This is a genomic window from Pelagibacterium nitratireducens, assembly GCF_037044555.1.
Classification (GTDB): Bacteria; Pseudomonadota; Alphaproteobacteria; order Rhizobiales; family Devosiaceae; genus Pelagibacterium; species Pelagibacterium nitratireducens.
This window is the reverse complement of record NZ_CP146275.1, coordinates 905214-931308: the sequence shown is the minus strand read 5'-3', so window position 1 is coordinate 931308 and position 26095 is coordinate 905214. Positions and strand designations below refer to the sequence as shown.

The 26095-nt window shown below is 61.4% G+C and carries 21 protein-coding genes; 2 read left to right on the top strand and 19 right to left on the bottom strand.

All coding sequences use genetic code 11. From position 1 onward, the window contains the following. Window positions 1-3: 3 nt before the first annotated feature. Both V6617_RS04740 and V6617_RS04735 read right to left on the bottom strand, forming a co-directional pair. A complete protein-coding gene (locus tag V6617_RS04740; RefSeq protein WP_338609472.1) occupies window positions 4-2172 on the bottom strand; it encodes a hypothetical protein in 2169 nt (722 codons plus the stop codon). Window positions 2173-2230: 58 nt separating this feature from the next. Further along, window positions 2231-3520, bottom strand: a complete 1290-nt coding sequence (locus tag V6617_RS04735) for an adenylosuccinate synthase (RefSeq protein ID WP_338609471.1) — start codon at window positions 3518-3520, stop codon at window positions 2231-2233. Between the two features lie 129 nt (window positions 3521-3649). On the opposite strand from V6617_RS04735, the gene V6617_RS04730 reads away from it, so the two are divergent. Then, window positions 3650-4624 (top strand): DMT family transporter, encoded by a 975-nt coding sequence (locus V6617_RS04730; RefSeq protein ID WP_338609470.1) that lies wholly within the window; start codon window positions 3650-3652, stop codon window positions 4622-4624. 63 nt (window positions 4625-4687) lie between these two features. On the opposite strand, the gene serA is transcribed toward V6617_RS04730, so the two are convergent. The 9 genes from serA to V6617_RS04685 form a co-directional block, all read right to left on the bottom strand. Beyond that, window positions 4688-6283, bottom strand: a complete 1596-nt coding sequence (gene serA, locus V6617_RS04725; RefSeq protein WP_422394803.1) for a phosphoglycerate dehydrogenase — start codon at window positions 6281-6283, stop codon at window positions 4688-4690. 78 nt (window positions 6284-6361) lie between these two features. After that, window positions 6362-6811, bottom strand: coding sequence for an L-alanine exporter AlaE (gene alaE / locus V6617_RS04720; protein ID WP_338609467.1), 450 nt, complete (start codon window positions 6809-6811; stop codon window positions 6362-6364). Between the two features lie 25 nt (window positions 6812-6836). Then, the gene (locus V6617_RS04715) at window positions 6837-8027 is read right to left on the bottom strand and encodes a phosphoserine transaminase (RefSeq protein WP_338609466.1); all 1191 of its coding nucleotides are present in this window, start codon (window positions 8025-8027) and stop codon (window positions 6837-6839) included. Window positions 8028-8163: 136 nt separating this feature from the next. Then, window positions 8164-8715 carry a hypothetical protein gene (locus V6617_RS04710; protein ID WP_338609465.1) on the bottom strand — a complete coding sequence of 184 codons (552 nt, stop codon included), beginning with the start codon at window positions 8713-8715 and terminating at the stop codon, window positions 8164-8166. A 305-nt stretch (window positions 8716-9020) separates the two neighbouring features. After that, a complete protein-coding gene (locus V6617_RS04705) occupies window positions 9021-10643 on the bottom strand; it encodes an ABC-F family ATP-binding cassette domain-containing protein (RefSeq protein ID WP_338609464.1) in 1623 nt (540 codons plus the stop codon). 93 nt (window positions 10644-10736) lie between these two features. Further along, window positions 10737-10907, bottom strand: a complete 171-nt coding sequence (locus V6617_RS04700) for a hypothetical protein (protein WP_338609463.1) — start codon at window positions 10905-10907, stop codon at window positions 10737-10739. Between the two features lie 66 nt (window positions 10908-10973). Then, on the bottom strand, window positions 10974-12086 hold the full coding sequence (locus V6617_RS04695; RefSeq protein WP_338609461.1) for a THUMP domain-containing class I SAM-dependent RNA methyltransferase: 1113 nt from the start codon (window positions 12084-12086) through the stop codon (window positions 10974-10976). A 39-nt stretch (window positions 12087-12125) separates the two neighbouring features. Beyond that, entirely contained in the window at window positions 12126-13205 is a 1080-nt protein-coding gene (locus V6617_RS04690) for a DUF418 domain-containing protein (protein ID WP_338609460.1), read from the bottom strand. Between the two features lie 72 nt (window positions 13206-13277). Next, on the bottom strand, window positions 13278-13424 hold the full coding sequence (locus V6617_RS04685; protein ID WP_338609459.1) for a hypothetical protein: 147 nt from the start codon (window positions 13422-13424) through the stop codon (window positions 13278-13280). A 279-nt stretch (window positions 13425-13703) separates the two neighbouring features. Here V6617_RS04685 and V6617_RS04680 point away from each other — a divergent pair, with 279 nt between their 5' ends. After that, the gene (locus V6617_RS04680) at window positions 13704-14903 is read left to right on the top strand and encodes a benzoate/H(+) symporter BenE family transporter (RefSeq protein ID WP_338609458.1); all 1200 of its coding nucleotides are present in this window, start codon (window positions 13704-13706) and stop codon (window positions 14901-14903) included. Between the two features lie 32 nt (window positions 14904-14935). Here the strand turns inward: V6617_RS04680 and V6617_RS04675 are convergent, their stop codons facing one another. From V6617_RS04675 to pal, 8 genes are all read right to left on the bottom strand, one after another. After that, the gene (locus V6617_RS04675) at window positions 14936-15658 is read right to left on the bottom strand and encodes a hypothetical protein (protein ID WP_338609456.1); all 723 of its coding nucleotides are present in this window, start codon (window positions 15656-15658) and stop codon (window positions 14936-14938) included. A 104-nt stretch (window positions 15659-15762) separates the two neighbouring features. Beyond that, entirely contained in the window at window positions 15763-17106 is a 1344-nt protein-coding gene (glmM, locus tag V6617_RS04670) for a phosphoglucosamine mutase (protein ID WP_338609454.1), read from the bottom strand. Between the two features lie 95 nt (window positions 17107-17201). After that, complete coding sequence (locus tag V6617_RS04665) at window positions 17202-18053, bottom strand: class I SAM-dependent methyltransferase (protein WP_338609453.1); 852 nt, start codon at window positions 18051-18053, stop codon at window positions 17202-17204. 88 nt (window positions 18054-18141) lie between these two features. Further along, window positions 18142-19902, bottom strand: coding sequence for a methyl-accepting chemotaxis protein (locus V6617_RS04660; protein WP_338609452.1), 1761 nt, complete (start codon window positions 19900-19902; stop codon window positions 18142-18144). Between the two features lie 1056 nt (window positions 19903-20958). Continuing rightward, window positions 20959-22893, bottom strand: a complete 1935-nt coding sequence (ftsH, locus tag V6617_RS04655) for an ATP-dependent zinc metalloprotease FtsH (protein ID WP_338609451.1) — start codon at window positions 22891-22893, stop codon at window positions 20959-20961. Between the two features lie 104 nt (window positions 22894-22997). Beyond that, the gene (gene tilS, locus V6617_RS04650) at window positions 22998-24311 is read right to left on the bottom strand and encodes a tRNA lysidine(34) synthetase TilS (protein WP_338609450.1); all 1314 of its coding nucleotides are present in this window, start codon (window positions 24309-24311) and stop codon (window positions 22998-23000) included. After that, window positions 24305-25288 (bottom strand): tol-pal system protein YbgF, encoded by a 984-nt coding sequence (gene ybgF / locus V6617_RS04645; protein ID WP_338609449.1) that lies wholly within the window; start codon window positions 25286-25288, stop codon window positions 24305-24307. The genes tilS and ybgF overlap by 7 nt, the downstream gene beginning before the upstream one ends. Before the next feature lie 158 nt (window positions 25289-25446). Further along, entirely contained in the window at window positions 25447-25935 is a 489-nt protein-coding gene (pal, locus tag V6617_RS04640) for a peptidoglycan-associated lipoprotein Pal (protein WP_422394802.1), read from the bottom strand. Between the last annotated feature and the right edge of the window lie 160 nt (window positions 25936-26095).

The window sequence follows — 26095 nt, the reverse complement described above, 5'->3', positions numbered from 1 at the left end:
GTTCTACCCGCCCGCCGCCTCGGCTGGAGTGTCCTCCTCGACCACCGGTTCGGCGTCGGTCCCCGACGCGGCATCGAGCGCGGACCACGCCTCTAGAACATCGTCAAAGATCGCATCACCATCTTCGCCCTTTTCGAGGGTCAGAATAGCGCGGCGGCCGGTACCATAGACCATGGCCAGATCGATCCATTCGCGGTTCTCGAGCAGGTTGAGGTTGTTTTCGACGTCGAGGTCGCTGGCGCTCGACAGCGCGAACAGAAACGAGTTGCCCACGATGCGCGCCGATGCCCCTGTCAGCGGCTGGCCCTGCACCAATTCCTCGTTCTTGAGCAGAACGCCCGGCAGATTGGCAATCGATCCGCCCACAAAGCTGTCGGAAACCGTGAAATTGACTTCCATGAGGTGGCTGGCCGGCAGGTTGTCGTCCGCATTGCGGCGCAACAACACTTCAACATCCAGATTACGTGCCGGAATCGAGGCCTCGGCGACGATGGTTGGGTGTCCCAACTCGTCGGTCCCGCGCGACCATTCAACGCCGCCCGTATAAGGCACGGCGCCCGCTGCTCCGCCGGCCTGCTCCTCGAGCAGCAATGACTGTGGCCCTTCGGTGGCCGCTATTGCGGCACCGGGCTCGTCCTCACCATCACCGTCCGCACTCGGGGGCGTTTCAGCTTCCGCCGGCAGTCGGTCCTCGAAAGTGACCTCGGGTTCCGTCGGTGCTGTCGAGGGCGTTTCGGTTTCGGTGAAGGGAAGCTCCTCGCCCGGCATGGGTGAACCGTCCACTTCGCCTTCCGTGCTCGGCACATCCGGCGTGGTGTTGACAGCGGCCGGCGTTTCGGCCGGAGCCGGCTCTTGCGGCACGTCCGCATCGGCGACTTCGGTCGTCTCGGGCGCATCGTTCTGGGCAAAGATGGCATTGAGGTCGACAAACCCTTCCCGCCAGGCCCAATACCCCGCCAGGCCGCCACCACCAAGAAGCAGGACGGAAATCAGAAGGAAGATCGTAAAGGCGCCAAAGCCGCCCCGCCGCTCGGGATTGTCATCGTCGCCGGTTTCGTTGTGAGCTTCGGCTGCGGCGCCGCCCTCCGCCTCATCGGCACCGGTTGCTTCGCCACGCGCTTCGCGGTCGAGCGCTGCAATCGCCCGGTCGATGGCGACCTGCGCATCGGAAACTTCCGGACGTGCCAGAATGCCGGGCTCGAGTTCAACCTCACGAACGCTCGACATCGCCGGCTCCGGCTGAGCGACCGCCTCCTGCGTCCCACTCAGCGGACGTCCGTGCAGATCGACCAGCGGTGCACCGCTCCGGGGCTGGGCGTCAGCCTCCGAAACTATGAAATGCTTTTCCTCGGCTTCCGAAGCGGCATGGTCCTCCGGTTCGGCCACCGGCACAAACGGGACGATCCGCTCATCGCCTTCGGGCTCGGTCGTCGACGGCTCGGTATCTTCGGGTTCACCCGCGGCCCGTTCCGCAGAAGCGATGATGTCCTCGATCGAACCAGGCCGGAACGATTCAGTTTCGGGCTCGGGCTCGGGCTGGTCAACCGTTTCGACGGTCTCGTTCTCGACGGTTGAAGAACCGTCCTCGTCCGGCGAAAACATCGGAGCAGGCTCGGCCGAAAACTGATCGTCGTCCGCAGGCCCCTCCTCCGCATCGCCTTCCCGCCACTCGGGCTCCGCCGCAGCCACTTCGGGCTCGTCCACCCCGGGTTCGACGGTTTCGACTTCAGTCATCTCGGGCTCGGCGACAAAATCGTCGGCCGGAGGTGAAACAAAGCCGTCGCTTTCGATATCGGCGGGCTCGATTTCAGGCTCTGGCTCAGCTTCGTCCACGGCCACAGCGTCGTCGCGGTCATCGAACGCCGCGACCGGCTCACCGGTCACATCCTCGACTTCGGAGAAATCCTCGGACTGATCTTCAGGCTCGGTTTCCTCGACAGCCCGGAACCGTCCCAGAAGACGCTCGGTCGCTTCGTGCTCGACCTCACGAATGCAATCTTCGAGGTTGAGCCGGTGGGTCGTGATCTCGCGAGCAGGCAAGGGCGGATCGATGGCGCGCAATTGCGCTACAAGTGCACTGCGCGCCTTTTCGTAAACCGCCCGGCGATTTGCCCCGGTATTGTCGGGCAGGGCATCGATCGCCTTGCGCAAGAGTTCACGATAGTCGGCCATATCTACTCAACATCACTTGTTGCCGGCATTAGTCAAAGTTGTTTTTAAACAAGAAAATTCAATCTTGAAACGGGTCCTGGACCAAAATCGTGTCTTCGCGTTCAGGGCTTGTGGAGAGCATGGCCACACTCGCGCCGATCAGCTCCTCGATACGCCGCACATATTTGATCGCCTGAGCGGGCAATTCGGCCCAACTGCGGGCGCCTGCGGTCGTTTCTTTCCAGCCATCAAGCGTTTCATAAATTGGCTTGACTCGACTTTGTGCCCCCATTGAGGCGGGCAGATAATCTATTTTCTGCCCGTCGAGCTCATACCCCACGCAGACCTGAATTTCGTCCAGCCCATCGAGCACGTCGAGCTTGGTCAGCGCGATGCCGTGAATGCCCGAAGTGCGCACTGTCTGGCGCACGATCACCGCGTCAAACCACCCGCAACGCCGCTTGCGTCCGGTCACAACCCCGAACTCGTGCCCCTTCTCGCCGAGGAACTGGCCGATCTCGTTGTCCTGCTCGCTGGGGAACGGACCTTCGCCGACCCGGGTCGTATAGGCCTTGGTGATCCCGAGCACATAATCGATTGCCGCCGGCCCCAGTCCCGAGCCGGGCGCCGCCTGCCCGGCCACCGTGTTCGAGGATGTGACGAACGGATAGGTGCCGTGATCATTGTCGAGCAGAGCGCCCTGCGCACCCTCGAACAGAATGCGCTCGCCGCGCTTGCGCCGCTCGTCGAGCAGCTCCCACACCCGATCCATGAACGGCAGGATGTCGGAGGCCACCGCCATCAGTTCATCATGGATTGCCTGCGCCGAAATCTCGACAGCCCCCATGCCGCGCCGCAGCGCGTTGTGGTGGGTCAGGAGCCGCTCGATCTTGTCCATAAGCGTTTCGGGTTCGGCCAGGTCGCAAACCCGGATCGCCCGGCGGCCCACCTTGTCCTCATAGGCCGGCCCGATCCCGCGCCGTGTCGTGCCGATCTTGAGCCCGGAATTGGAATCCTCGCGCAGCGCGTCGAGTTCGCGGTGCAGCGAAAGGATCAACGGTGCGTTCTCGGCGATGCGCAAAACCTCCGGCGTCACCGAAATCCCCTGTCCGGCAATCTTTGCGACCTCGGCAACGAAATGATGCGGATCGACAACGACGCCATTGCCGATCACCGAAAACTTGCCGCGCACCAACCCTGAGGGCAGCAGCGAAAGCTTGTAGCTCACCCCGTCGATGACCAGCGTATGGCCGGCATTGTGTCCGCCCTGATAGCGCACCACAACGTCGGCACGCTCGGAAAGCCAGTCAACGATCTTGCCCTTGCCTTCGTCGCCCCATTGCGAGCCGACCACCACAACATTCGCCATTTACGCCAGTTTCCCTTTCGTGTGCGCCACGTTCCCACCTGTCGGTGGGGTCGCCCGCAGCAGAAATCTCTGTTTCACCGCAAGCCAAAACGCTGATAAGTCCGGGTTCTATAAAGTACAAGGCCCGTTATGACAAAGTCCCCTGCCTCGCTCTCTTCGCCATCCAATCCATTGACGCGGCTCATGGGCCAGCCTTACCTGCTTTTGACCCTCTCCGCGCTGTTCTGGGGCGCCAATATCATTGCGGGGAAAATGGCCATTGGCGAGCTCGACCCTTATGCGCTTTCGGTCATGCGCTGGCTTGTTGCCTTTGTCATCATCGCGCCCTTCGCCTGGACCAGCCTGCGCGCCGAATGGGCCGAAATCCGGCGCGGATGGGGCTGGCTGGCCTTTTATGGCGTTCTCGGTTTCACCAGCTTCAACGTGCTGCTCTATGCAGCGACCACCCACACCGCCGCCGTCAATGTCGCCATGATCCAGGCGGCCATCCCTGTTCTGGTCATGGTCGGCAATTTCGCGATCTTCCGCGTCCGCGCTTCCGGGCTCCACATCGTGGGCGTGGTGCTCACCATCTACGGGGTCATCCACGTCGCAACCCATGGCAGTCCGCTCCGGCTGGTCGGGCTCGACGTCAATATCGGCGATGCCATGATGCTGCTTGCGGCACTGTTTTACGCGCTCCACTCGCTCATGCTGCGCTACAAGCCGAAAATCGGATGGCTCAGTTTTATCGCCTGCACAAGTTTTTTCGCCATGCTCGCCGCATGCGGCTATCAGCTCGTGTTCGGCACCGGCCCGCTCGGGCTTGTCGCGGAGGTGACCACAATGAGCTGGCGCGGCTGGACCGTCGTTCTTTACGTGGCCCTGCTGCCCTCCATCGTCGCCCAGATGACCTACGCACGCGGCGTCGAACTGATCGGCCCCAACCGGGGCAGCCTGTTCATCAACCTCATTCCCGTCTTCGGCGCCCTGCTCGCCGTCTTTATCCTCGGTGAGACCCTCGAGATCTTTCATATGATCGCCGCAGCCTTCATCATTGCAGGCATAGGCATTGCCGAATATGCCGCACGCCGCAATCTGCGCGAAATCCTCAAGCCGCAATAGAGCGCAAGCACAGTAAAAAAGGCGGCATCGCTGCCGCCCTTTTCAAAATCGCTGTGGTCGATCTCAGACCCCAAACACCAGCCGCTTGGCCTGCTTGACGCCCTCGAGCCCTTCGATCTGCGTCAACTCGCCATCGGTCATCTCGCTGTCGATGGACAAAAGCGCGATCGCATCCTTGCCCTGTTCGACCCGGCCGAGGTTGAAGTTGGCGATATTGATGCCAAGTTGGCCCAAAAGCGTGCCCAGCCGCCCGATAAAGCCCGGCTTGTCCTCGTTGGTGATGTAAAGCATGTGCGGGGTGACTTCCGCTTCGAGCGTAATGTTCTTGATCTCGACGATGCGCGGCGCCTTGGACCCATAGACCGTGCCCGCAACGCTGCGCTCCTGGCGCTCGGTCACCACGGTGAGCCGGATGAGGTTGTCATAGGCCCCCACCTGCTCGCGATTGACCGTTTCCACCGCAATGCCGCGATCCTTGGCCAGTGCCGGGGCCGAAACCATGTTGACCTCGCCCAGCAAGGGCTTGAGAACCCCGTTGAGCAGCGCCGCGACCATCGGCTTGGTGTTGAGCGCCGAAACATCCCCCTCGAACTCGATACGGATGCCGCTGATCGCCGTTTCGGTCAATTGCCCGGCAAACGAGCCCAGGAGCTCGGCCAGCTTGACGAACGGGGTCAGCTTGGGCGCCTCTTCGGCGGAAATCGATGGGAAGTTCAGCGCATTGATGACTTCGCCGGTGTTGAGATAGGCCGAAATCTGCTCGGCCACCTGCAGCGCAACATTTTCCTGCGCCTCGGTGGTCGATGCGCCAAGATGGGGGGTGCAGATGACGTTGGCCAGGCCAAACAGCGGATTGTCCTTGGCCGGTTCTTCGAGGAACACGTCGAGCGCCGCGCCGGCAACCTTGCCCGCGTCCAGCGCATCTTTCAGCGCCGCTTCATCGATCAGCCCGCCGCGTGCGCAGTTGATGATCCGCACGCCGTCTTTCATCTTGGCAATCGCTTCAGCCGAAATGATGTTGCGCGTCGCATCGATCAGCGGCGTGTGCAGCGTGATGAAATCGGCCCGCGCCAGAAGGTCGTCCAGTTCGACCTTTTCGACGCCCAGATCGATCGCACGCTCGGGCGTGAGGAACGGATCGAAGGCGATCACCTTCATTTTCAGGCCCTGAGCGCGGTCGGCAACGATCGAGCCGATATTGCCCGCCCCGATCAGGCCCAGCGTCTTGTTGGTCACTTCAACGCCCATAAAGCGGTTCTTTTCCCACTTCGATGCCCGCGTGGAGGCATCGGCCTCCGGGATCTGCCGCGCCAGCGCCAGCATCATCGAAATGGCGTGCTCTGCCGTGGTGATCGAATTGCCGAACGGGGTGTTCATCACGATCACCCCCTTGGCGGTCGCTGCCGGAATATCGACATTGTCCACCCCGATCCCGGCCCGCCCGATGACCTTGAGGTTGGTGGCATGGGCCAAAATCTTGTCGGTCACCTTGGTCGCCGATCGAATGGCCAGACCGTCATACTGCCCGATGATTTCGGCCAGCTTTTCCTTGTCCTTGCCCACATCGGGGAGGTAATCGACCTCCACCCCGTTTGCCTTGAAAATCTCGATTGCCGCCGGGCTGATCTTGTCCGAAACCAATACCTTGGCCATATCCATAATCCTTGTTCAGCATGGGCCGCTCCGGCCCGAAAATGTGATGAAAGCCGGCCACCGCAGCGGCCGGAAAATTCTCTTTTATCCGCCCAGCGACATCGGTTTCTGGCCCGGGCTCGTTAATCCGAACCGTCTGCGGAAGAATTCGAGCCATAGTCCATACGGCCGTCCCAGGATCAGCATCAGCACCGCAAATCCCAACGCTCCGGTAACGATCCCCATGCCCCTTGCCCCGCTTGCAAAGATGATGAACACATAGATCGGCACCTGAAACGCCAGCAGCGCAATGGAATCCATGATCAGGGTTGAACCGGGCGAGCGGGGGCTGGTGATCTTCAAAAACCAGTCCCGCCAGAAGCCGTAAGGCCGAGCCGTCAGCACCATCAGCGGCGCACCGATGGCGCGCGAAACCGCCACCTCGGGCCAGCTCATACCGGCGATAAACCGCTCGTTGAGCCCGCTCACGATGGTGAAAAAGATCACCAGCGCGACCGTGTCCGCGGCAAAGCTGCGCAGTTTCTCGCTTGCCATGCCGCCCGCTCCCGTCCAGCCCGCCTTACGCCAACGCCGCCTTTTTCTCTTCGGCAAACGCCCAGTCGAGCCACGGTGTCAGCTTTTCGAGATCTGCCGTTTGAACGGTCGAGCCGCACCAGATGCGGAATCCCGTCGGCGCGTCGCGATAGCCGCCGATATCGTAGCCCACGGCTTCCTTATCGAGCCGGGAGACAACCGCCTTGGCAAGCTTGGCCTGCGCCTCGTCGGAAAGCGCTGCGACCTCGGGATCGACGATTTTCAGGCACACCGAAGTGTTCGACCGCACCTTGGGATCAGTGGCGAGAAAATCGACCCAATCGGTCTTGGCCACCCAATCGGCAATCGCCTTCTCATTGGCATCGGCCCGCGCCTGCAGCGCCTTGAGCCCGCCAACCTTGAGCCCCCATTCCATGGCGTCCACCGCATCTTCGATGCAGATCATCGACACCGTATTGATGGTCGCGCCTTCAAAGACCTCCGCCATCAGCTTGCCGCCCTTGGTCAGCCGGAAAATCTTGGGCAGGGGCCGGTTGGCCGGCGTAAAGGTTTCCAGCCGTTCCACGGCCCGCGGCGAGAGGATCAGAATGCCATGCGCGGCTTCCCCGCCCAGCGCCTTCTGCCAGGAAAAGGTCACAACATCGAGCTTGGAAAAATCGAGATCCTGCGCAAACGCCGCCGAAGTGGCATCGCAAATGGTCAGTCCCTCGCGGTCCGCCGGGATCCACTCGCCATTTGGAACGCGAACGCCCGATGTCGTCCCGTTCCAGGTGAACACGACGTCGCGCGAAAAATCGACGTCGGAGAGGTCCGGCAATTCGCCATATTCGGCCTTGAGCACCCGCACATCGTCGAGCTTGAGTTGCTTTTGAACGTCGGTGACCCACCCGGCCCCAAACGATTCCCAGGTCAGCATGTCGACGCCGCGTGCGCCCAGCATGCCCCACAGCGCCATTTCCACGGCGCCGGTATCGGATGCCGGCACGATGCCGATCAGATAATCCTCGGGAACTTCGAGCAGTTCACGCGTCAATGCGATGGCGCGCTGAATGCGGGCCTTGGCCGGCTTGGCCCTGTGAGACCGCCCCACCAGCGCACCGGTAAGCGCCTCAACCGTCCACCCGGGACGCTTGGCACAAGGACCTGACGAAAAATTGGGATTTTCCGGACGCAGTGCCGGCTTCGCCACATCGGTGGCGGCAGAAATATCTGTCATGTTGCTCCATCCTTACAGATGGGCGTCCCTCGTTGGGGAGGGATGGCCCGAAGCCCGTATAGAGGAGGATGGGGGCGGTTGGCAAGGGGGCTGAGAATCAATGGCACGAATTGCACAAACCGAACGACGCCAACGGTCAGCCAGCGGTGAAGATTAGATATGCATTCCAAAGATAGTGCATGTAAGGGGCGGCCAACACAAATGACCAAAGAGCCATTAGCGCCATCGTCAAGAAGTTGAGTCCAATGACCACCGAAATCAATCCGGCAAGCGCTGCGCCGCGATAATACAACCAGATCCTGAGATTGGCGACTTGCAGCGCCAACCCGACAACTATGAAGACTAGGGTTTGAAGCGCACTCGCCGTGTAACCCGGAATAGTGGCGGCCATTAGCCTATGGATGATTGATAGCCCAGCAGGCAGAGCGAGGTTTACGACAAAGAGATGGGCAGAAATTGGAACCCATCGGGCATATTCGCTTGGCGGCTTCCAGTTTTGATATTCCTGCGGTGTCATAGCATTCTCCGGCGGAACACTTCCCTTTCGCCCAGTTTGCTTACCTTGGGCAACATACAGCCGCAAAAACTTTATCCCCGCTTCCACCACCTCCCCCATACTGCCCTCACGAACCCGCGCAGATAGACGCAAGCGCAACGAACGTTTGGGCGGGATCGGTTCGGGTTCCATGCGGGTCGCCGCAGGGAAGGTCCAAAGCGGACGGATGGCCGGACGAGGAGTGGTATCCACGTCGTACCGGGGAAACCCGGAGGGGCACCGCGGAAGGCACCAGCGATGGTGTCTTCCCGACAAACCCCAGCCCGAGACGCCGCCATAAGCCAAAAACCCCGGATGCATGGGGCGATGATCGCTTCATATATACAAATTTCAGTGCGGAGCGTTCATCGCCCCATGCCGTCTATCCCATCATAGCCCGAGGCAATCTCGCCGTCGGCGGTTTTGGCATGTCTCGAAGAAAGCCCCCCGGGCCAAACCTAATGCCTTAACCCCGGCGCCTCCTGTCCGGTGCTTTCGACATATTCGCGATACCCACCCCCGAACGTCCGCACGCCCTCGGGCGAAACCTCCAGCACCCGGTTGGACAATTCGGCCAGAAAATGCCGGTCGTGCGACACGAACAGCATCGTGCCCTCGTAATTGGCCAGCGCCTCGATCAGCATTTCCTTGGTGGCGATGTCGAGATGGTTGGTGGGCTCGTCCAGAACAAGGAAATTGGGGGGATCAAACAGCATCATCGCCATCACCAGCCGCGCCTTTTCCCCGCCCGAAAGCACCCGGCATTTCTTTTCGACATCGTCGCCGGAAAACCCGAAACACCCCGCCAAAGCCCGCAGCGGCGCCTGTCCCGCCTGCGGGAATTCGCTTTGCAGCATCTCAAAGATCGACTTGTCCCCGTCCAGCACATCCATGGCATGCTGGGCGAAATAGGCCATCTTGACCGACGGCCCCCGGGCTACCGATCCCGTATCCGGCTCTGCCGCCCCGGTCACCAGTTTGAGGAGTGTTGATTTGCCCGCACCGTTCACCCCCATGATTGCCCAGCGCTCCTTGCGCCGCACATGGAAATCGAGCCCGTCATAGATGGTCTTGTCGCCATAGGTCTTGGCGACGCCCTTGAGCACGGCCACATCCTCCCCCGAGCGCGGCGCGGGGCGGAATTCGAACACGACCTTCTGCGCCCGCTTGGGCGGTTCGACCCGGTCGATCTTGTCGAGCTTTTTCACCCGGCTTTGCACCTGCGCCGCGTGACTCGCCCGCGCCTTGAACCGTTCGATAAACTGGATTTCCTTGGCCAGCATCGCCTGCTGACGCTCGAACTGAGCCTGCTGGTTCTTATCGGCAATGGCGCGCTGGGCCTGATAGAATTCATAGTCGCCCGTATAGGAGGTCAGCGTGCCGCCATCGATCTCGATGATCTTGTTGACCACCCGGTTCATGAACGCCCGGTCGTGCGAGGTCATGAGCAGCGCACCGGAGAAGTTTTTGAGGAATTCCTCGAGCCAGATCAGGCTTTCGATATCGAGATGGTTCGACGGCTCATCGAGCAGCAACACATCGGGCCGCGCCAGCAAGATCTTGGCCAGCGCCACGCGCATCTTCCAGCCGCCCGACAGCGCCCCCACATCGCCATCCATCATGGCTTGGCTAAACCCCAGCCCGTCGAGCACTTCGCGCGAACGGCCATCCAGCGCGTAGCCGTCGAGCTCCTCGAACTGTTCGGTCACCTCGCCATAGCGCGCGATGATCGCATCCATCTCGTCGGCCTTGTCGGGATCGCCCATATCGGCTTCGAGCTGGCGCATTTCCGCGCTGAGCGCCGCCACCGGCCCGGCCCCATCCATGGTTTCGGCCACCACCGAGCGCCCGGCCATCTCGCCAACATCCTGGGAAAAATACCCGATCGTCGTGCCCCGATCGACAGACACCTGCCCCTCATCAGGCCCTTCCTCGCCGGTAATCATGCGAAACAACGTGGTCTTGCCAGACCCGTTCGGCCCCACCAGCCCGATTTTTTCGCCCTTCTGGAGCGCGGCGGAGGCTTCGATGAAAACGATCTGTTTGCCGTTCTGCTTGCCGATATTTTCAAGACGGATCATCAGGAGACTTCCAACAAAGACAAGGCCGCCCCCGTAAGAGCGGCCATTTCTGCCCGCCGTAAATCATTTTGCGGCGATCAGCGCAAGGGCGCGCTAGACCCCACCCATCCCGGCAAAATGGGTGCCGAGGAAATAGGGCCAAACGATAATCGCCAACACGCCGGTCCAGAAATTGAGTTCCAGAAAGCCGATGGTGAACAGCCAGCCCACAAACCACAGCATCCCGACGCCCGAGTGCTGTTCGATCTTGATGCGTCTATCCATTTGAAAATCCCCCGATGCGTAAATGCATTAAAAGAGATGGGAGATTTTGCCGCGCTTGCAAGCCCGCTATTGCAGTACGCCGGTCCGATAGAGCGTGATCCGCAACCCGTTATTGTCGATGCTTTCGCCCGGCTTGCCAAATTCCAGCCCGGTCGCCTGCGCCAGCGCCTTGTCGGTGGTCACCATACCCACGCGCCAGCCCGAAAATCGGTCTTTAAGCACTCGCCCCAGCGCGCCATAAAGCGGATAGAGCTTCTTGCGATCCCCGATCCGCGCCCCGTAAGGCGGGTTGACGATCACCAGCCCTGCCGGCCCTTCGGGCCGTTCCAACTGGTCGATGGGGATTTGGGCAAAGCGCGTAACCGAACTTGTCCCCGCCCGCTCCGCATTGGCTAAACTCATTCGAATGGCGCCGGCATCCCGGTCGCTGCCAAGAAACAGAAAGTTGGTGCTCTTACCACCTCGTGCCTGTTTCATCGCCGCCCATTCGTTTGGATCGAAACGGGCCAGATGCTCGAACGCAAACGGCCGCTTCCGGCCCGGCTTGAGGCCCAGCGCCATTTCGGCCGCCTCGATCACCAGCGTGCCCGACCCGCACATGGGGTCGAGCACCGGTTCGTCGCCGGTGTATCCGCATTCGCGCAACAGCAAAGCCGCCATGGTTTCCCGCATCGGCGCCTTGTTAACTTCGAGTTTATGCCCGCGCCTGTGCAGCCCCTCGCCCGAGGTGTCCAGGCTGATGGTGCACAGATCGTTTTCGATCCTTACCAGCACCCGGATCTGCGCATCGCTTTCGATTGTGGCCCCCAACTCCTGGGCTATCGCCTTTTCCACGCGTTCCGCCGCGGCACCGGAATGATAGATCTTCGATTTCCGGCAACTCGCCTCGACCCGTACAGGCACATCCTTGCGCAGCACCTCGCCCCAGGCCACCGCACGGGCGCGTTTGTCGAGCTGCGCCAGATGGCTGGCCCGAAAGCTGTCGATCCGCACCAGCACCCGACCGGCCCCCCGCAGTTCGAGATTGGCGCGCCAAACGTCGCGCCAGCCGCCCGAAATCTCGACACCGCCAAAAACGGGCTTGGGTTCGGAAAACCCCAGGTCGGCGGCTTCATTGCAAAGTGCGTTCTCAAGGCCGGGTGTGGCCACGAGAAAAATTGGAAAATGTTCTTTGTCCATGCCCCTCCATATCCGCACGCAACCGCCAACGCGACCGAATTATTGTCCACGCCCCACCGCCAGAACGAACGGGCTCACAAGCAGCGTCTCCAGCGGTCCACGCGCAAAATGGCGTCGCCACAGCACGGCAAAACCAATTGCGATGGCCGTGACGATAATGACCGACACCATCGCCTCCCCAACGCTGTCGCGCCGCAAGAGATCGTCGAGGAAATGCAGCGCAACCAGATGCGCAACATAAAAGCTCAGCGCCAACTGTCCCAATGCCACCAATGGCCCCCAAATTTTCGGCCAACGGTCGACGATGGCGAGCACCGCCCCACTCACCGACGCGGCCGTCCCGATCGATCCGATCACCCAGAGCGGCATCTGGCTGTGCGGTCCATCCACAAGCAGTTGCCGCCAGTCCGCCACGCCATCCGGCGTGCCCGATATCAGCAATCCGGCCGCGCTGACGCCAGCCGCACCCAACGCAACTGCAACGCCTGCCTGCAACAATTGGAAATGCCTTTGCCCCGACCGCAGATCCAGCCGTCCCACCCACATGCCCCACAGCAGCGCTGGAGACCAGGTGAGCAAAGGGTACGGCCCGGTCAGCAGCAGTCCGTCGAGCACATCGAGCGGTCGATCGCCCACCATAGTGGTCTCCCGCCCGACCAGGTCGGGCCAGTGCGCGCGGATCGCAAAATAGACCAGCGGCCCGCATATGCTCACAGCACCGGCAAGACCGGCCAAATACCGGGAGGGCAGAGCCATTACGGCGATGCCGAGCAGATAAAACATCGCATAGTGATGCAGGATCACCGCGATCCCGTGGTCAAGCGTCTGCAGGATCAGCCCGACCGGGAGAAAAACCATAGCCATCCAGAACAGCCTGAGCCTGGCTACATTCAAGTCTTCGCGCCGCGCCGAAAGAAAGGATATCCCGATCCCGGCGATGAACACGAAAAGGATCGACGCGCGGCCATGCGGCAGATTGTAGAGAACTTCGGCGAGATTGGCTCGGTCACGCGGTCCCACATGGACCATCAGCATGCCCACCACGGCGAGGGCCCGAGCCGCGTCGATCCCCCCGATCCGCGCTCCCTGTTGCCGGTGTGGTTGTGGTTGGTCGCTCATCGGATTCCAGATTTCATGAAAAAAGGGCGCCCTTTCGGACGCCCTTTGTCAAAGCAATTATCGGTACGATCGTTATTGGACCGCAGGCTCGGCCGGGACGGCCGGATCGGTCGTCACCGCCGGATCGGCAGGCGCACCGCCATCCTCGGGCGGAGGCATGTCACAAGCGGCAACGGCCAGCATGAGCGGCAGAGCCAGAAGGGCAAGAAACTTACGCATTTTTGGTCTCCTTTTCATTTTCAAAACAAAATGGCCAGTGGCAAAAATGGTTCCCATTGGGTACGGCCATCGGCCGGGTATTCTGAAAGCGGCATCGTTTTGACGCTCTCAACAGTGGTAACCAACGATGACAAAAATGTGATCAACAAGAATCGTCTATCGATTCAAAGCATTACCTTCAAAAGTCCTTGGAACACATATGCGCGACTCGCCTAATCGTGGCATTGAAAAGGCAACTCTGGCGGCCGTTCGGCACGCAATTCCTGGGAGTTTCCCACCATGATCGATTCCCCGTCCAACCCGGCGATGGCCCAAACCGGGACCCTTTTCCAGCCGGTCTTTTCGGGACTGCTCGCTTCGCTGGTGGGCTTTGCAAGTTCGTTCGCCATCATCTTGCAGGGCTTTGGTGCCGTGGGCGCCACGCAGGCCCAGGCCGCCTCGGGGCTTTTTGCGCTTTGTCTTGGCATGGCTTTGGTCGGAATCATTATGAGTGCCATGACCAAAATGCCGATCTCGATCGCCTGGTCGACGCCGGGTGCTGCGTTGCTGATTGCAACGGGCGCCGTCCAGGGTGGTTTTCCCGCCGCGGTCGGTGCCTTCATCGTTGCCGCCGCGCTGGTCGTTGCCGCCGGCTTCTGGCGCCCGTTCGGACGGGCAGTGGCAGCAATCCCGATGCCACTCGCCAGTGCCATGCTGGCCGGCATCCTGTTCAATCTCTGCCTCGCTCCGGTCCGGGCCGTCGCCGAACTTCCCGCGCTGGCACTTCCCATCATCCTGGTTTGGGCGATTACCCTGCGCTTTGCACGAATCTGGGCCGTACCCGCCGCAGTGGGGGTCAGCGCGGTGATGATTGCCATATCGACTGAACTTCCCGCCGATCTCTTCGCAAATGCCTGGCCGGCCCCCGTTCTGGTCGTGCCGACCCTTAATCTTGACGCTCTTGTCGGCATAGCATTGCCGTTGTTTGTCGTGACAATGGCGTCCCAGAACATCCCCGGCCTCGCCGTCTTGCGGACCAATGGATACCATCCCGACGTCAAACCGATCTTTGTTTCGACCGGCATTGTCAGCGCCATTGGCGGGCTCCTGGGCGGCCAACTGATCAATCTGGCTGCCATAACGGCCGCCCTGTGCGCTGGGCCGGAGGCCCATCCGGACAAGGCCAAGCGCTATATCGCCGCCATTACAGCGGGTTTTGCCTATATCGTGTTCGCTCTGGGGGCTGGAATCGCGGCAGCGTTCATTTCCGCTGCGCCGCCGATCCTGATCGAGGCCGTGGCCGGCCTGGCCCTGATCGGCGCTCTTGCCAACGCGCTCGTCGGCTCGGTCGCCGATGACGATTTGCGCCTGCCGGCGATCTTGACCTTCGTAACGGCGGCCTCCGGCCTCACCCTTTTCGGCATCGGCGCTGCCTTTTGGGGCCTGATCGCCGGCGGCGCACTGCACGCACTCCTCAAAACAAAAAAGGCGGCCATCTAGGCCGCCTTTCAAACTGGTAGAGGTCAGTGCCCTTAGAAGCGATAACGCAAAGTGGCACGCAGTTCATGCACCAACGTATCGTCGAGCGCATAGCGCGGCGTCTCGTTATCGTTCTCGATGCTCGCGATGTAGAGCGCACGATAGCCCAGATCGGCAACGATCGAGCCGAAATCGTACCCGACGCCAGTCATGCCGGCCGCTGCAAAGCTCGTATTGCTGCCCCAGGGGCCAAAGCTGCCATCCGAAACGCGCGAGTCGTTAAATGCCACACCGGCACCTGCGCCCACGTAGCCGAATGCGCCACCCGCAGCCGACAAGCCCATATCTCCAAGGCCGAAATCGTAATAGGCATTGGCCAAAACGATAGTCGAACGCAACTCCAGCGTATGATCTGCGCCCCCAATATCGGCCGTCATGTCGTTGTTGGCGAGATAGTCGACCGTCGTGTCGAACCGAAACCCTGTGCCGGTCTCATACCCAGCACCAATGCCAGCGCTGTAGCCCCAGCCACCTTCAGTGATCGAAAAGACATCACCTGCGTCCGGATGGCGCGCCTGACGCGACCATGCATAATTTCCAGCCACGCTTCCCCGCAGATAGAACGAGCCTTTAAGGCCCTCGTCGACCGGCGGGACGTAGGGCGGGACATAGTCTTTATAGACAGGATAGTCGAACGAGACAGGATCGGCGGCCATGGCTGCCGTCGACACAAGCGCCGCTGCCCCAAGGACAGCACAAGCGACCAGCTTTTTCATAGGCGTAAGTTCCCCAAGCCATCAAATTCCCTAGCATTAAGTAGAATTTAGAGGAACTTCCTTAAAGTGCGCTTAACTGTACCGTTTAACCGTAAAGTCCCAGATCAGGCAACTTTGCCAATGGCCGCAACGATCTCGTTGACCACCTGGGAAACCAGTGCCGCATCGTCGCCCTCGCCCATCACCCGGATGACCGGTTCGGTGCCCGATTCACGGATGATGAGGCGGCCGGTCTCGCCGAGCCTGATTTCGGCATCGGCAATCAGAGCCCGCACCGACTTGTCATCGAGCGGCTTGCCGCGCTTGTACCGCACGCTCTGAAGCAATTGCGGCACCGGATCGAAACGATGGCAGACCTCGGAAACCGGCTTGCCTTCCTGCTTGACCACCGAGAGCAGCTGCAACGCCGCAACCAGCCCGTCGCCCGTCGTCGTAAAGTCCGACAGAATGATATGGCCCGACTGCTCGCCACCTACATTAAAGCCCTTGCCGCGCATGGCTTCGAGCACGTAGCGATCACCCACCTTGGTGCGCTCGAGCAAAAGCCCTTGCGCTTCGAGATAGCGCTGAAGCCCGAGGTTGGACATCACAGTGGCGACGATCCCGCCCCCTGCAAGCATGCCGCGCTGATGCCAGGAGGTCCCGATAACGGCCATCACCTGATCGCCATCGACCATCTCGCCCTTTTCATCCACGATCAGCACGCGGTCGGCATCGCCGTCCAGCGCGATGCCGATATCTGCGCGCAATTCCCTGACCTTCTCGATGAGCGCGCCCGGTGCCGTCGAACCGCATCCGTCGTTGATGTTGAAGCCATCGGGCGAGATGCCGATCGAGATGACCTCGGCCCCCAGTTCCCAGAGCACCTCGGGCGCTGTCTTGTAGGCGGCGCCATTGGCGCAATCGACAACGACCCGCAATCCGGTGAAATCCATATCGCGCGGCAGGGTGCGCTTGGCATATTCAACGTAGCGCGTGCGGGCTTCCTCGACACGCCGCGCCCGACCGACCCGCGTGCCGCGTGCCAGCCTCGGCGTCAGGTCGGAATCGATAAGGCTTTCGATCTCGGCCTCGAAACTGTCGGAAAGTTTGTAGCCGTCGGGTCGGAACAGCTTGATGCCATTGTCATCGAACGGATTGTGAGACGCGGAAATCATGACGCCGACGTCGGCCCTGAGCGACCGGGTGAGCATGGCCACGGCCGGCGTCGGCATGGGGCCGAGCAAAAGCACATCCATACCAACGGCGGTAAAGCCGGCGGTGAGCGCGTTTTCGATCATGTAGCCGGACCGGCGGGTATCCTTGCCGATCACCACCCTGTGCGCATAATCGCCCCGCGTGAACGCAAGACCGGTTGCCATGCCGACCTTGAGGGCCAGCTCGGGGGTCAATTTTGGACCATTGGCCAGACCGCGAATGCCGTCAGTGCCAAAATATTTGCGAGCCATGGGGAAATTTCCGATTGTTCAGCAGCGCACCAAGTTATACCGCCCGTCGTGCAAAAAAAAGGCAAACGCGCTGACGCGGTAAATATAACCGGGGATCAGGCGCGTTTTTCGAGGGCAAGGAAACGGTATGTGTTGACCGTTGCAAAGGCCTCCGGAGAGCGATAGTCCGCCTTGAGGCGCGCAACGATGTTCTCGCGCTCCGATTTCGGCACGAACAGGCCATAGGCCGTCTTGAGAAACCAATAAAGGATCGGCCGCTTGTTGGAGAGCAGTCCGCGCACCTGATCGACCGTCGGCGCGACAAATCCGCGATAGACGTTCTGGTCAATGGCCATGGTCTGCGCGGCGGCAAGCGTTACGTCCTCGTTCTCGACAATGGCAAATCCGGCCCGTTCCACTGCGACGGCAAACTCTGAATAGCGGTGTCCCCCGCCCGGCTGCCTGTCGCCCTGATAGGCATCGGAGCGGAAACAGTCGGCGATTATCACCCGTCCATTCGGTGCGAGGATATGTTTGAGTTTGGCAAGGCTGGTTTCGAGGTCGACATACTGGAAGCTCTCGGAAAACATGCACACATCGAACGGACCTTCACCCGAAAAATCCTCGAATTTGGTCTCATGGACACGCGCATTGGGACCGAGCTTTTCAGCGGCTACTTCGGCCTGCAAATGGCTCGGCGTGATCATTTCGACAGTGTAACCCTTGTCGAGCAGCAGCTTTGCCATTTCGCCCGTGCCCCCGCCAATATCGAGAAGCCGGCCGGGAGCGGGCGGGATCAGCGCCAGGAGCTTATCGACATAGCGCTCTTGCGCCATCCGCAACTGGGGAATGTTGGGGCGCTCGCCGGGTTCCCACAGACCGTAGTGGAGCCATGGACTGTCGGCAAAGGTCTTGGCGACATAGACATAGAGGTCCAGTCCTTCGGTCTTGGTATCGATCTTGGCCACGCGCTGCTTCTCCATAAAAGACGCTTCTGGGTAGCCAAGAGAGGGCGTCGTGACAAGAGGCGCTGACCGGGGGACGTCGGATCGAACTCTAGAAATCCTCCCACTCGGTGCTGATCGCCGCACTGCCATCCACACGATAGGCGCGCCGCGGCGCCGCAACCGGCGGGCGGGCAACCGGGCTCGGTTCCTGGTCGGTGACCGTAAAGACCGCAGCGATCCGGTCGAGTTCGACAGCCTGGCCCTCGGTCTGCTCGACCGCGGCGTTGGTCTGTTCGACCAGGGCGGCATTGTGCTGGGTCATCTCGTCCATCTGCCGGACCGCGCTGTTGACCTCCTCGATGGCGGCGGACTGCTCGGAGGCCGCCTTGGCGATCTCACCTATGACGGCCGAGCTTTCTTCAGCGCCCTGCAAGATCTCGAGCAGCCGGGCGGCGGCCTGTTCGACGAGCCGGGAGCCTCCGGCAACTTCGGCGGCGCTGGTTTCAATGAGTGCCTTGACCTCGGACGACGCATCGGCCGCAGATTGGGCCAAGCGGCGCACTTCGATGGCGACAACGGCAAATCCCTTGCCCGCCTCCCCGGCCCGGGCCGCTTCGACCGATGCGTTGAGCGCCAGAAGGTTGGTCTGGAAGGCGATATCGTCGATCATGCCGATGATGTTGGAAATCTTGGCCGAAGAGGCCGAGATCCGCTCCATGGCTTTGTTGGCCTCGCCCATCACGGTGCCCCCCTCACTGGCGCTGGCCGAGAGCGAACGGGCCTTGTCGGCGGCGGTCCGCGCCTGCCCGGCGCTGGCGACGACAGCGCCAGAAAGCTGCTCCATGGCGGCCGATGTTTCCTCGATGGTCGCGGCCTGCTTTGTGGTCCGGTCCGCCAGATCGTTGGCCCCGGTGAGCAGTTCGCTGGTTGCGGTCTTGACCGCGCCCGATGTCGATTTGAGCCGGGAGACGATATCGACGAGTTGCGCGAGCGTCTTGTTGTAGGCCTGCCGCAACGCTTCGTACTGGCCGGTGAAGCTCTGATCGATCCGCCCGCGCAGATCGCCCTCGGCCATACTTTCAAGGCTCCGGGTGAGCAGCGCGATGATCGCCTCGGCCCGTTTGCGCTCGGTAATGTCGGTGGCGAACTTGATGATCTTGACCGGTTTGCCGGCGGGATCGAGGATCGGGTTGTAGCTCGCCTGTATCCAGATGTCCTTGCCGCCCTTGCCCACCCGCTGGAATTCACCGGCCACGAACTCGCCAGCCCGCAGACGCGCCCAGAAGTCGGCATAGTCCTGCGATGCCGTATAACTCGCATCGCAGAACATGGCATGGTGCTTGCCGGCGATCTCCTCGAGCCCATAGCCGACCGTTGAAACGAAATTCTCGTTGGCGGTGAGGACGATCCCTTCGAGGGTAAACTCGATGACGGCCTGTACCCGCCCGATGGCTGCGACCTGAGCCGCGTGATCGGCGGCCTGCAGCTTTTGCGCTGTAATATCGGTGGCAAATTTTATGATTTTGACCGGCTTGCCGGCGCGATCGAGGATCGGATTGTAGCTTGCCTGTATCCAGATCTCGCGGCCGCCCTTGGCCAGCCGCTTGAACTCGTCGGCCTGATAGACGCCCTGCGCCAGGCTCTTCCAGAAGGCACGATACGCCTCGCTGCCCGCGTAGTCAGGCGGGACGAACATCGAATGGTGCTTGCCCACGATCTCTTCGAGCCCGTACCCCATAGCCGCGAGAAAATTCTCATTGGCGGTCAGAATGGTGCCATCGAGCGAAAACTCGATCACCGCTTGTGAGCGATTGATGGCATCAATTTTCGATTGCGCTTCGCCGGACGCAGCACCGTTTAGTCTGAACATATCCAGTTCCCCCAGATGACCTGCAAGCAGGCATCGATATGTCGTCCCTGCCCGAATAGTTAACCATCCCTGGTTAAACAGCCGTTTAGGGAAACGATAAGGTGGTTTACATAGGTTAGTCTTGGCGCGCCGATGCGTCCGACGGCGAGATCGCCTCGGACTATGATTGCCATTCGAGCTTAGCTCTCATGGCCTTCTCACCTCCAATCGTGCCACCGGCACGATTGGCCGAAGGACGGATCGAAGTAGACGGCATGGGGCGATGAACGCTCCGCATGATTTAGTTTTTATATGAAGCGATCATCGCCCCACGCATCCGGGGTTTTGGGCTTATGGCGGCGTCTCGGGCTGGGGTTTGTCGTCCGGGATATTGGCATTTTTAGTGGGTCGGTTGGCGAACCGGGAATCCGGTGCCCACTTTCCCTGCCAACCTCCCGTCGGTGCCCCTCTCCCTTTCGGGAGTACGACGTGGACTCCCATCCTCGCCCGGCCATCCGTCCGCTTTGGGCCTTCCCTGCAGCGACCCGCATGGAACCCGGACCGGCCTGTCGGATGGGATCGAAGTGCCCGAGGGCCGATGCGGTCCTAAGGCTCGGACCCATGCTCCCCCTTCTCCAATCCCGCCCTCACCGGAAGCTCGTATGCATCCTCGTCTCTGGTGCGGCCGTGCGAGGAGAATGGCACGAGGATGATGGGGCGGGGATAAAGTTTTTTACGCAGCGTTTCCACCTTCACCCACGTCATCCTCGGGCGTTGCTGCCCTCGCGCATAGCGCTCCGGGCGTTCGCGCCTCAAATCGCTCCACCGGAGCGATTTGCCTACGGACGGCATTCACTCCCCGGGTCGAGCCCGAGGATGACGATGGGGGTGGAGTGAATGGCGGTGATGGAGCCGCAAGCGCGGCTCAACCCCCATCGCTGTCCCGGACTTGATCCGGGACCCAGCAGCCATACCCATACTCCGGTGCGAAGCGAGGGAGGAGCTAAAGCAGGGCGTGGGATAACAGCACAAACAAAAAGGGCCGCTCCAGAGAGCGGCCCTTTGAACGCTGTGGCATCAGGTGCCCGGCTGGGGCTCGAGCCCGGCATCGGGTTCGCCTTCCTCGCCGCGCTTTTTGTGCGGCTTACCGGCCTTGGGCACACCGGTCGATTTCGGCGTGTTGTCGTTGTCGATATCCCGGACCGGCTGTTTGCCGTCCATAAGGCCGCGCAATTCGTCACCCGTCAGGGTTTCATATTCGAGAAGCGCCTGGGCGACGGTTTCGAACTTGTCGATATTTTCCATGATCATGGTGCGGGCCGCCAACTCGCCGTCTTCGACAAGCTTGCGCACTTCCTCGTCGATCAGCTTGGCGGTTTCATCCGACATGTGCTGGGACTGGGTCACCGAATGGCCAAGAAACACTTCCTGATCGTTCGACTTGTAGCGCACGCGGCCGAGCCTTTCGCTCATGCCCCATTCCATAACCATCGAGCGGGCCAGATTGGTCGCCATCTGGATATCGCCAGAGGCGCCCGATGTGACCTTTTCGGCACCGAACTTGTAGATCTCGGCTTCGCGGCCGCCGAACAGCATGGCCAGACGCGCCACCGCTTTTTCGCGGGAGAACGAATAGCTGTCCTTTTCGGGCAGGGTCATCACCATGCCCAGCGCACGGCCGCGCGGGATGATGGTGGCCTTGTGGATCGGATCGAGCTTGCCCACCAGCATCAGGTTGATCAGCGCGTGACCGGCCTCGTGATAGGCAGTGAGCTTCTTTTCCTCGTCGGTCATGGCCATGGTGCGGCGCTCGGCGCCCATCATGATCTTGTCCTTGGCATCCTCGAACTCGGCATGGGTCACGAACCGCTTGTTGCGGCGCGCGGCCAGAAGTGCGGCTTCGTTGACGATGTTCATCAGATCCGCGCCCGAAAAGCCGGGCGTTCCGCGGGCCAGAACCTTCAGGTCGACGTCGGGGGCCAGCGGCACCTTGCGGACGTGGACCTTGAGGATGCGTTCGCGACCGGCGACGTCGGGATTGGGCACCACGACCTGACGGTCGAAACGGCCCGGACGCAGCAACGCGGGATCGAGAACGTCGGGACGGTTGGTCGCGGCGATCAGGATGATGCCTTCATTGGCTTCGAACCCGTCCATCTCGACCAGCAACTGGTTGAGCGTCTGTTCGCGTTCGTCGTTCCCGCCGCCTAAACCGGCACCACGCTGGCGGCCGACGGCGTCGATTTCGTCGATGAAGATGATGCACGGCGCATTCTTTTTGGCCTGCTCGAACATGTCGCGCACGCGGGACGCACCGACACCCACGAACATTTCAACGAAGTCCGAACCCGAAATGGTAAAGAACGGGACATTGGCCTCGCCGGCCACCGAACGGGCCAGAAGCGTCTTACCGGTGCCCGGAGGGCCGACAAGCAGCACACCGCGCGGAATGCGCCCGCCCAGCCGCTGGAACTTGCCCGGATCGCGCAGGAACTCGACGATTTCTTCCAGATCCTGCTTGGCTTCCTCGACACCGGCCACGTCCTCGAACGTCACCTTGCCCGAGGATTCGGTAAGCATCTTGGCGCGCGACTTGCCAAAGCCCATGGCGCCGCCACGGCCACCGCCCTGCATCTGGCGGATAAAGAAGAACCATACGGCGATCAAAACGATGAACGGCAGCCAGCTCGAGAGCAGGATCGACCAGAAGGGCGACCCTTCCGGCGCGCGGGCCGTGATTTCCACGTTCTGGTTTTCGAGCCGCTCGACGATGTTGGCGCCTTCGGGGATCGTCACCTCAAAGCGGGTGCCCTCGTTGGTGCGGCCCTGAACCGTATCGTTGATGATGGTGACTTCGGCGATACGGCCATTGTCGATGTCATTTACGAACTGGCTATAGGTCCGCTCCACCGTCGATACGGTGCGGGTCGAGGACTGGAAAACCTGAAACAGCCCCAAGAGCATGAAAAGGATGACCAGCCATATGGCCAAATTCCGAAAATTTCCGTTCATCAATCCTGTCCTGGTCGGGCAGCGCCCTTAAGATTGCAGCAGCCCCGCAAAGAGGCCGCGCGGCACACGACGTGCCATAATTGTTGCCGCCGAATGTAAGGCCGTCATTCCGGCGATACAAGGGCAACAGCCCCGTCCGGTGGCCGATTGCCGCAGTTTCCGGCCCAAGAGGTTAACGGGATTTGCTCCACCGAAAAACCCTCTCCAACCTCTATGCCGCCAATGGCGGCAATTTCACCGTGCGCGTCGCGGACCAGCGGTGCCGCGCGCAGACCGGCAACCGGACCGGCCAAAGTCCCGCCCGTGAGTGCCCCGAACGCCTCTCTGCCCAACCCGGTGGCCGGCCCGATGGTTCCCGCGATCGCCGCCTTGACGACAAAACGGCCATCCCAGACAAGGCTTTGGCCGGGGGCAAGACTTGCCGTAGGCAATCCGCGCCGTCCGGCCTCACGATGGATCACGATTGTGTTCGCCTCGGCCAGGATGCGTGTGCCCGCCAGCGTGGCCGTGAACCGCGCACCCGCCGCAATTCGCTCCGCCAGCGCCTCGATCCGCGACAGAAAGAACGATTGCACTCCAGATACGCCAGCCAATGCCCGCTCGATAACGCGCACCCTGATTTCAGGATCGGCAGTCCCGAACGCCTCGCGCTCGATCCGCACGATTCCCAGGGGATCGAGCGTGCCATGCCCGGCGATAAACCCATCGGTCGCCCGAATGGCCAAAGCATCGATCCGCTGGAGCCGTTCGGCGGCCTTGCCCAGCCGATCGGGCGCGAGCCCGAGATCGGCAAGGCCGGGCAACGCGTCGCGCCAGCGCGTGCGTTCATAGGTTCCATCGGCGTTGGACGGGTCGAAGGCCGGCGACAACCCGGCCCGCGCCACCAGCGTCGCCAGCGTTTCGGGCGAAACGCCAAGCAGCGGCCGGAAAACACAAATTCCCTCGACGCTCGAAAATGTCCTTATGCCGCCCAGCCCGGAAACTCCGCTGCCATGGGCAAGCCGCATCAGGACCGTTTCGGCCTGATCGCGCAGATGATGGGCGGTGAGCAGAATTTCGGCCCCGTCGGCGTCCATCGCCTGCGCAATCAGCCCGTAGCGGGCTTTGCGCGCCGCGCTCTGCCTGCCTGTCGAAGGCTTGTCCCCCGTCCAGGCAAGCGCGCGGCAGGAAAGTCCGAGCTTTCCGGCCTCGCGAGCAACCATGGCCGCTTCGGCCTGCGCCTCGGGCCGCAAGCCGTGGTCGACGGTATAGACGATCGCCCTGGGCTTTGTGCCGCTCCAGGCGGCATAGAGAAGCATCAGTGCAAGCGAATCGGCCCCGCCCGAAACGGCGAGGCCGATGGTTTTTCGACCGGCCAGAGGCGCAAAAAGCGTCTCGGGGTCGAGACCGCACAACGCCATGTCAGCCGGGGTCAGCACCCCGCCTGCGCCTGCTCGGCCGTCACCCTGTCCTTGAAGGCCTGGGTGGAGTCCGGATAGCGACGCAGCACTTCGCCATAAGTCCGGCACGCGGTATCGAACTCTCCCGCCCCGTGCAGCGCAACGCCGAGGCTGAACAGCAGATCGGGCGCACGGGTCGAGGTCGTGTAGCTTTCGAACCCTTCGAGCAGAACTTCGGCCGCTTCCCCATAGGCGGCGCGTTCGATCAACGTTTCGCCCAGCCAATAGGTCGCATCGGGCGCCTGCTGGTGGTTGGGGAAGGTTTCGATGAACTGGCGGAACTGGTTTTCCGCAAAGGCGTATTCGCCCCGCACCACGGCATCGTAACCCGCCTGGTACTGAGCGTTGGCATCGCCATCCTCAAGCGGGATCGCATCGGGATCGAAACTGAGATCGAGCGGCTCGGAGGGCGGCGTGCTGCCCAATTCGCCTTCGGGTGGGCCCAGAACGACCCCGTCCGCACCCTCCTCACTCGACTCCTGCCCGAACACATCGCTGGCATAGAGGTTGTCCTCGCCGCCAATTTCGCTGCTATCGATGATGTCGGAATCCCCGATCAGGGGATCGATCACCGTCTGATCGGAGGGAGCCGGTTCGCTCTGGGGCTGGGGGTCCTGCGGCAACCGCTCGGCAGGCGTCTCGCCGCCGGATGGGATTGCCGCATCAGTTTCCCCCAGGCTCCCGCCCTCCAGCTGCTGGAAGCGATATTCATTGTCTTCCTGGGTGCGCTCGAGAAGGCTCTGAAGCTGGGTGAGCTGGAACTGAAGCCCCTCGATCTGACCCGAATTGAGCCGCACCTGCTCTTCGAGCTGGTCGATGCGCACCTGCATACCGGCCAGGTCATTGCCCTGCCCCTGTCCGGCGACAGTCATGGAAAAAGTCAGAAGTCCCGCCGTTGCGGCGATCACGGCGCCCTGCCGCCATCGCCCCGCGAGCGTCGTTAAAAGTCTCGACACAACAAATCTCCTTTAAACGCGCCACTTTTGCATTGGCAACGCAGTTCAACGATTTAAGGATGCGTGATTAAAGCAGGTTTTTGGCAAAAAAGAAGCGCCGGGACCAGATACGCGGTCCCGACGCTATGCCTCCAGATTGGCATTGGCGATTTGGATGGTCAGTTTGTCAAAACGGTGACCGCGCGGCGGTTCTGGCTCCAGCACGAAATATCGTTGCAGATCGCGACGGGGCGTTCCTTGCCGTAGGAAACGGTCGAGAGGCGCTCCTGGGGAATGCCGCGGGAAACCAGATAGTTGACGACAGCGGTGGCACGGCGGGCACCCAGCGCGATGTTGTATTCGCGCGTACCGCGCTCATCGGCGTGACCTTCGATCACGATGCGGTACTGGGCGTATTGCTGCAGCCACTGGGACTGCTGGTCCAGTGTCGCCTGCGCATCGGCGGTCAGAACCGAAGAATCGGTTTCAAAGAAGACGCGGTCGCCGACCGAAACCAGGAATTCCTGCTGGCTGCCAGGAGCACCGCCGCCCCCGGCGGCATCGCCGCTGATATTGCCGACGCCTGTGGTCGGTGTGCGGGCGCAGGCTGCGACGGCAACGAGCAAAACCGCCAACAGGAGGCCTTTGCCGAAACGAAGAAGGGGCATGGTCGAACCCATAGCGAAAAAGCTCCAGAACCGGAAAATTGTGGTTAGCATTTTTACAGCGCGTTATCTTAATCGCGCGTGTGTGGGCATAGTTAATCTTGTGCTAATCGGGCGCAATTGCGGCATCTGCCCGGCAAAAAGGCGTCCCGAAACAGGACGC

What these genes read in the sequence shown, in the direction of transcription:
- V6617_RS04740 (WP_338609472.1), bottom strand. Translation starts at nt 2,172, where the DNA reads ATGGCCGACTATCGTGAACTCTTGCGCAAGGCGATCGATGCCCTGCCC.
- V6617_RS04735 (WP_338609471.1), bottom strand. Translation starts at nt 3,520, where the DNA reads ATGGCGAATGTTGTGGTGGTCGGCTCGCAATGGGGCGACGAAGGCAAG.
- V6617_RS04730 (WP_338609470.1), top strand. Translation starts at nt 3,650, where the DNA reads ATGACAAAGTCCCCTGCCTCGCTCTCTTCGCCATCCAATCCATTGACG.
- serA (WP_422394803.1), bottom strand. Translation starts at nt 6,283, where the DNA reads ATGGATATGGCCAAGGTATTGGTTTCGGACAAGATCAGCCCGGCGGCA.
- alaE (WP_338609467.1), bottom strand. Translation starts at nt 6,811, where the DNA reads ATGGCAAGCGAGAAACTGCGCAGCTTTGCCGCGGACACGGTCGCGCTG.
- V6617_RS04715 (WP_338609466.1), bottom strand. Translation starts at nt 8,027, where the DNA reads ATGACAGATATTTCTGCCGCCACCGATGTGGCGAAGCCGGCACTGCGT.
- V6617_RS04710 (WP_338609465.1), bottom strand. Translation starts at nt 8,715, where the DNA reads ATGGAACCCGAACCGATCCCGCCCAAACGTTCGTTGCGCTTGCGTCTA.
- V6617_RS04705 (WP_338609464.1), bottom strand. Translation starts at nt 10,643, where the DNA reads ATGATCCGTCTTGAAAATATCGGCAAGCAGAACGGCAAACAGATCGTT.
- V6617_RS04700 (WP_338609463.1), bottom strand. Translation starts at nt 10,907, where the DNA reads ATGGATAGACGCATCAAGATCGAACAGCACTCGGGCGTCGGGATGCTG.
- V6617_RS04695 (WP_338609461.1), bottom strand. Translation starts at nt 12,086, where the DNA reads ATGGACAAAGAACATTTTCCAATTTTTCTCGTGGCCACACCCGGCCTT.
- V6617_RS04690 (WP_338609460.1), bottom strand. Translation starts at nt 13,205, where the DNA reads ATGAGCGACCAACCACAACCACACCGGCAACAGGGAGCGCGGATCGGG.
- V6617_RS04685 (WP_338609459.1), bottom strand. Translation starts at nt 13,424, where the DNA reads ATGCGTAAGTTTCTTGCCCTTCTGGCTCTGCCGCTCATGCTGGCCGTT.
- V6617_RS04680 (WP_338609458.1), top strand. Translation starts at nt 13,704, where the DNA reads ATGATCGATTCCCCGTCCAACCCGGCGATGGCCCAAACCGGGACCCTT.
- V6617_RS04675 (WP_338609456.1), bottom strand. Translation starts at nt 15,658, where the DNA reads ATGAAAAAGCTGGTCGCTTGTGCTGTCCTTGGGGCAGCGGCGCTTGTG.
- glmM (WP_338609454.1), bottom strand. Translation starts at nt 17,106, where the DNA reads ATGGCTCGCAAATATTTTGGCACTGACGGCATTCGCGGTCTGGCCAAT.
- V6617_RS04660 (WP_338609452.1), bottom strand. Translation starts at nt 19,902, where the DNA reads ATGTTCAGACTAAACGGTGCTGCGTCCGGCGAAGCGCAATCGAAAATT.
- ftsH (WP_338609451.1), bottom strand. Translation starts at nt 22,893, where the DNA reads ATGAACGGAAATTTTCGGAATTTGGCCATATGGCTGGTCATCCTTTTC.
- pal (WP_422394802.1), bottom strand. Translation starts at nt 25,935, where the DNA reads ATGCCCCTTCTTCGTTTCGGCAAAGGCCTCCTGTTGGCGGTTTTGCTC.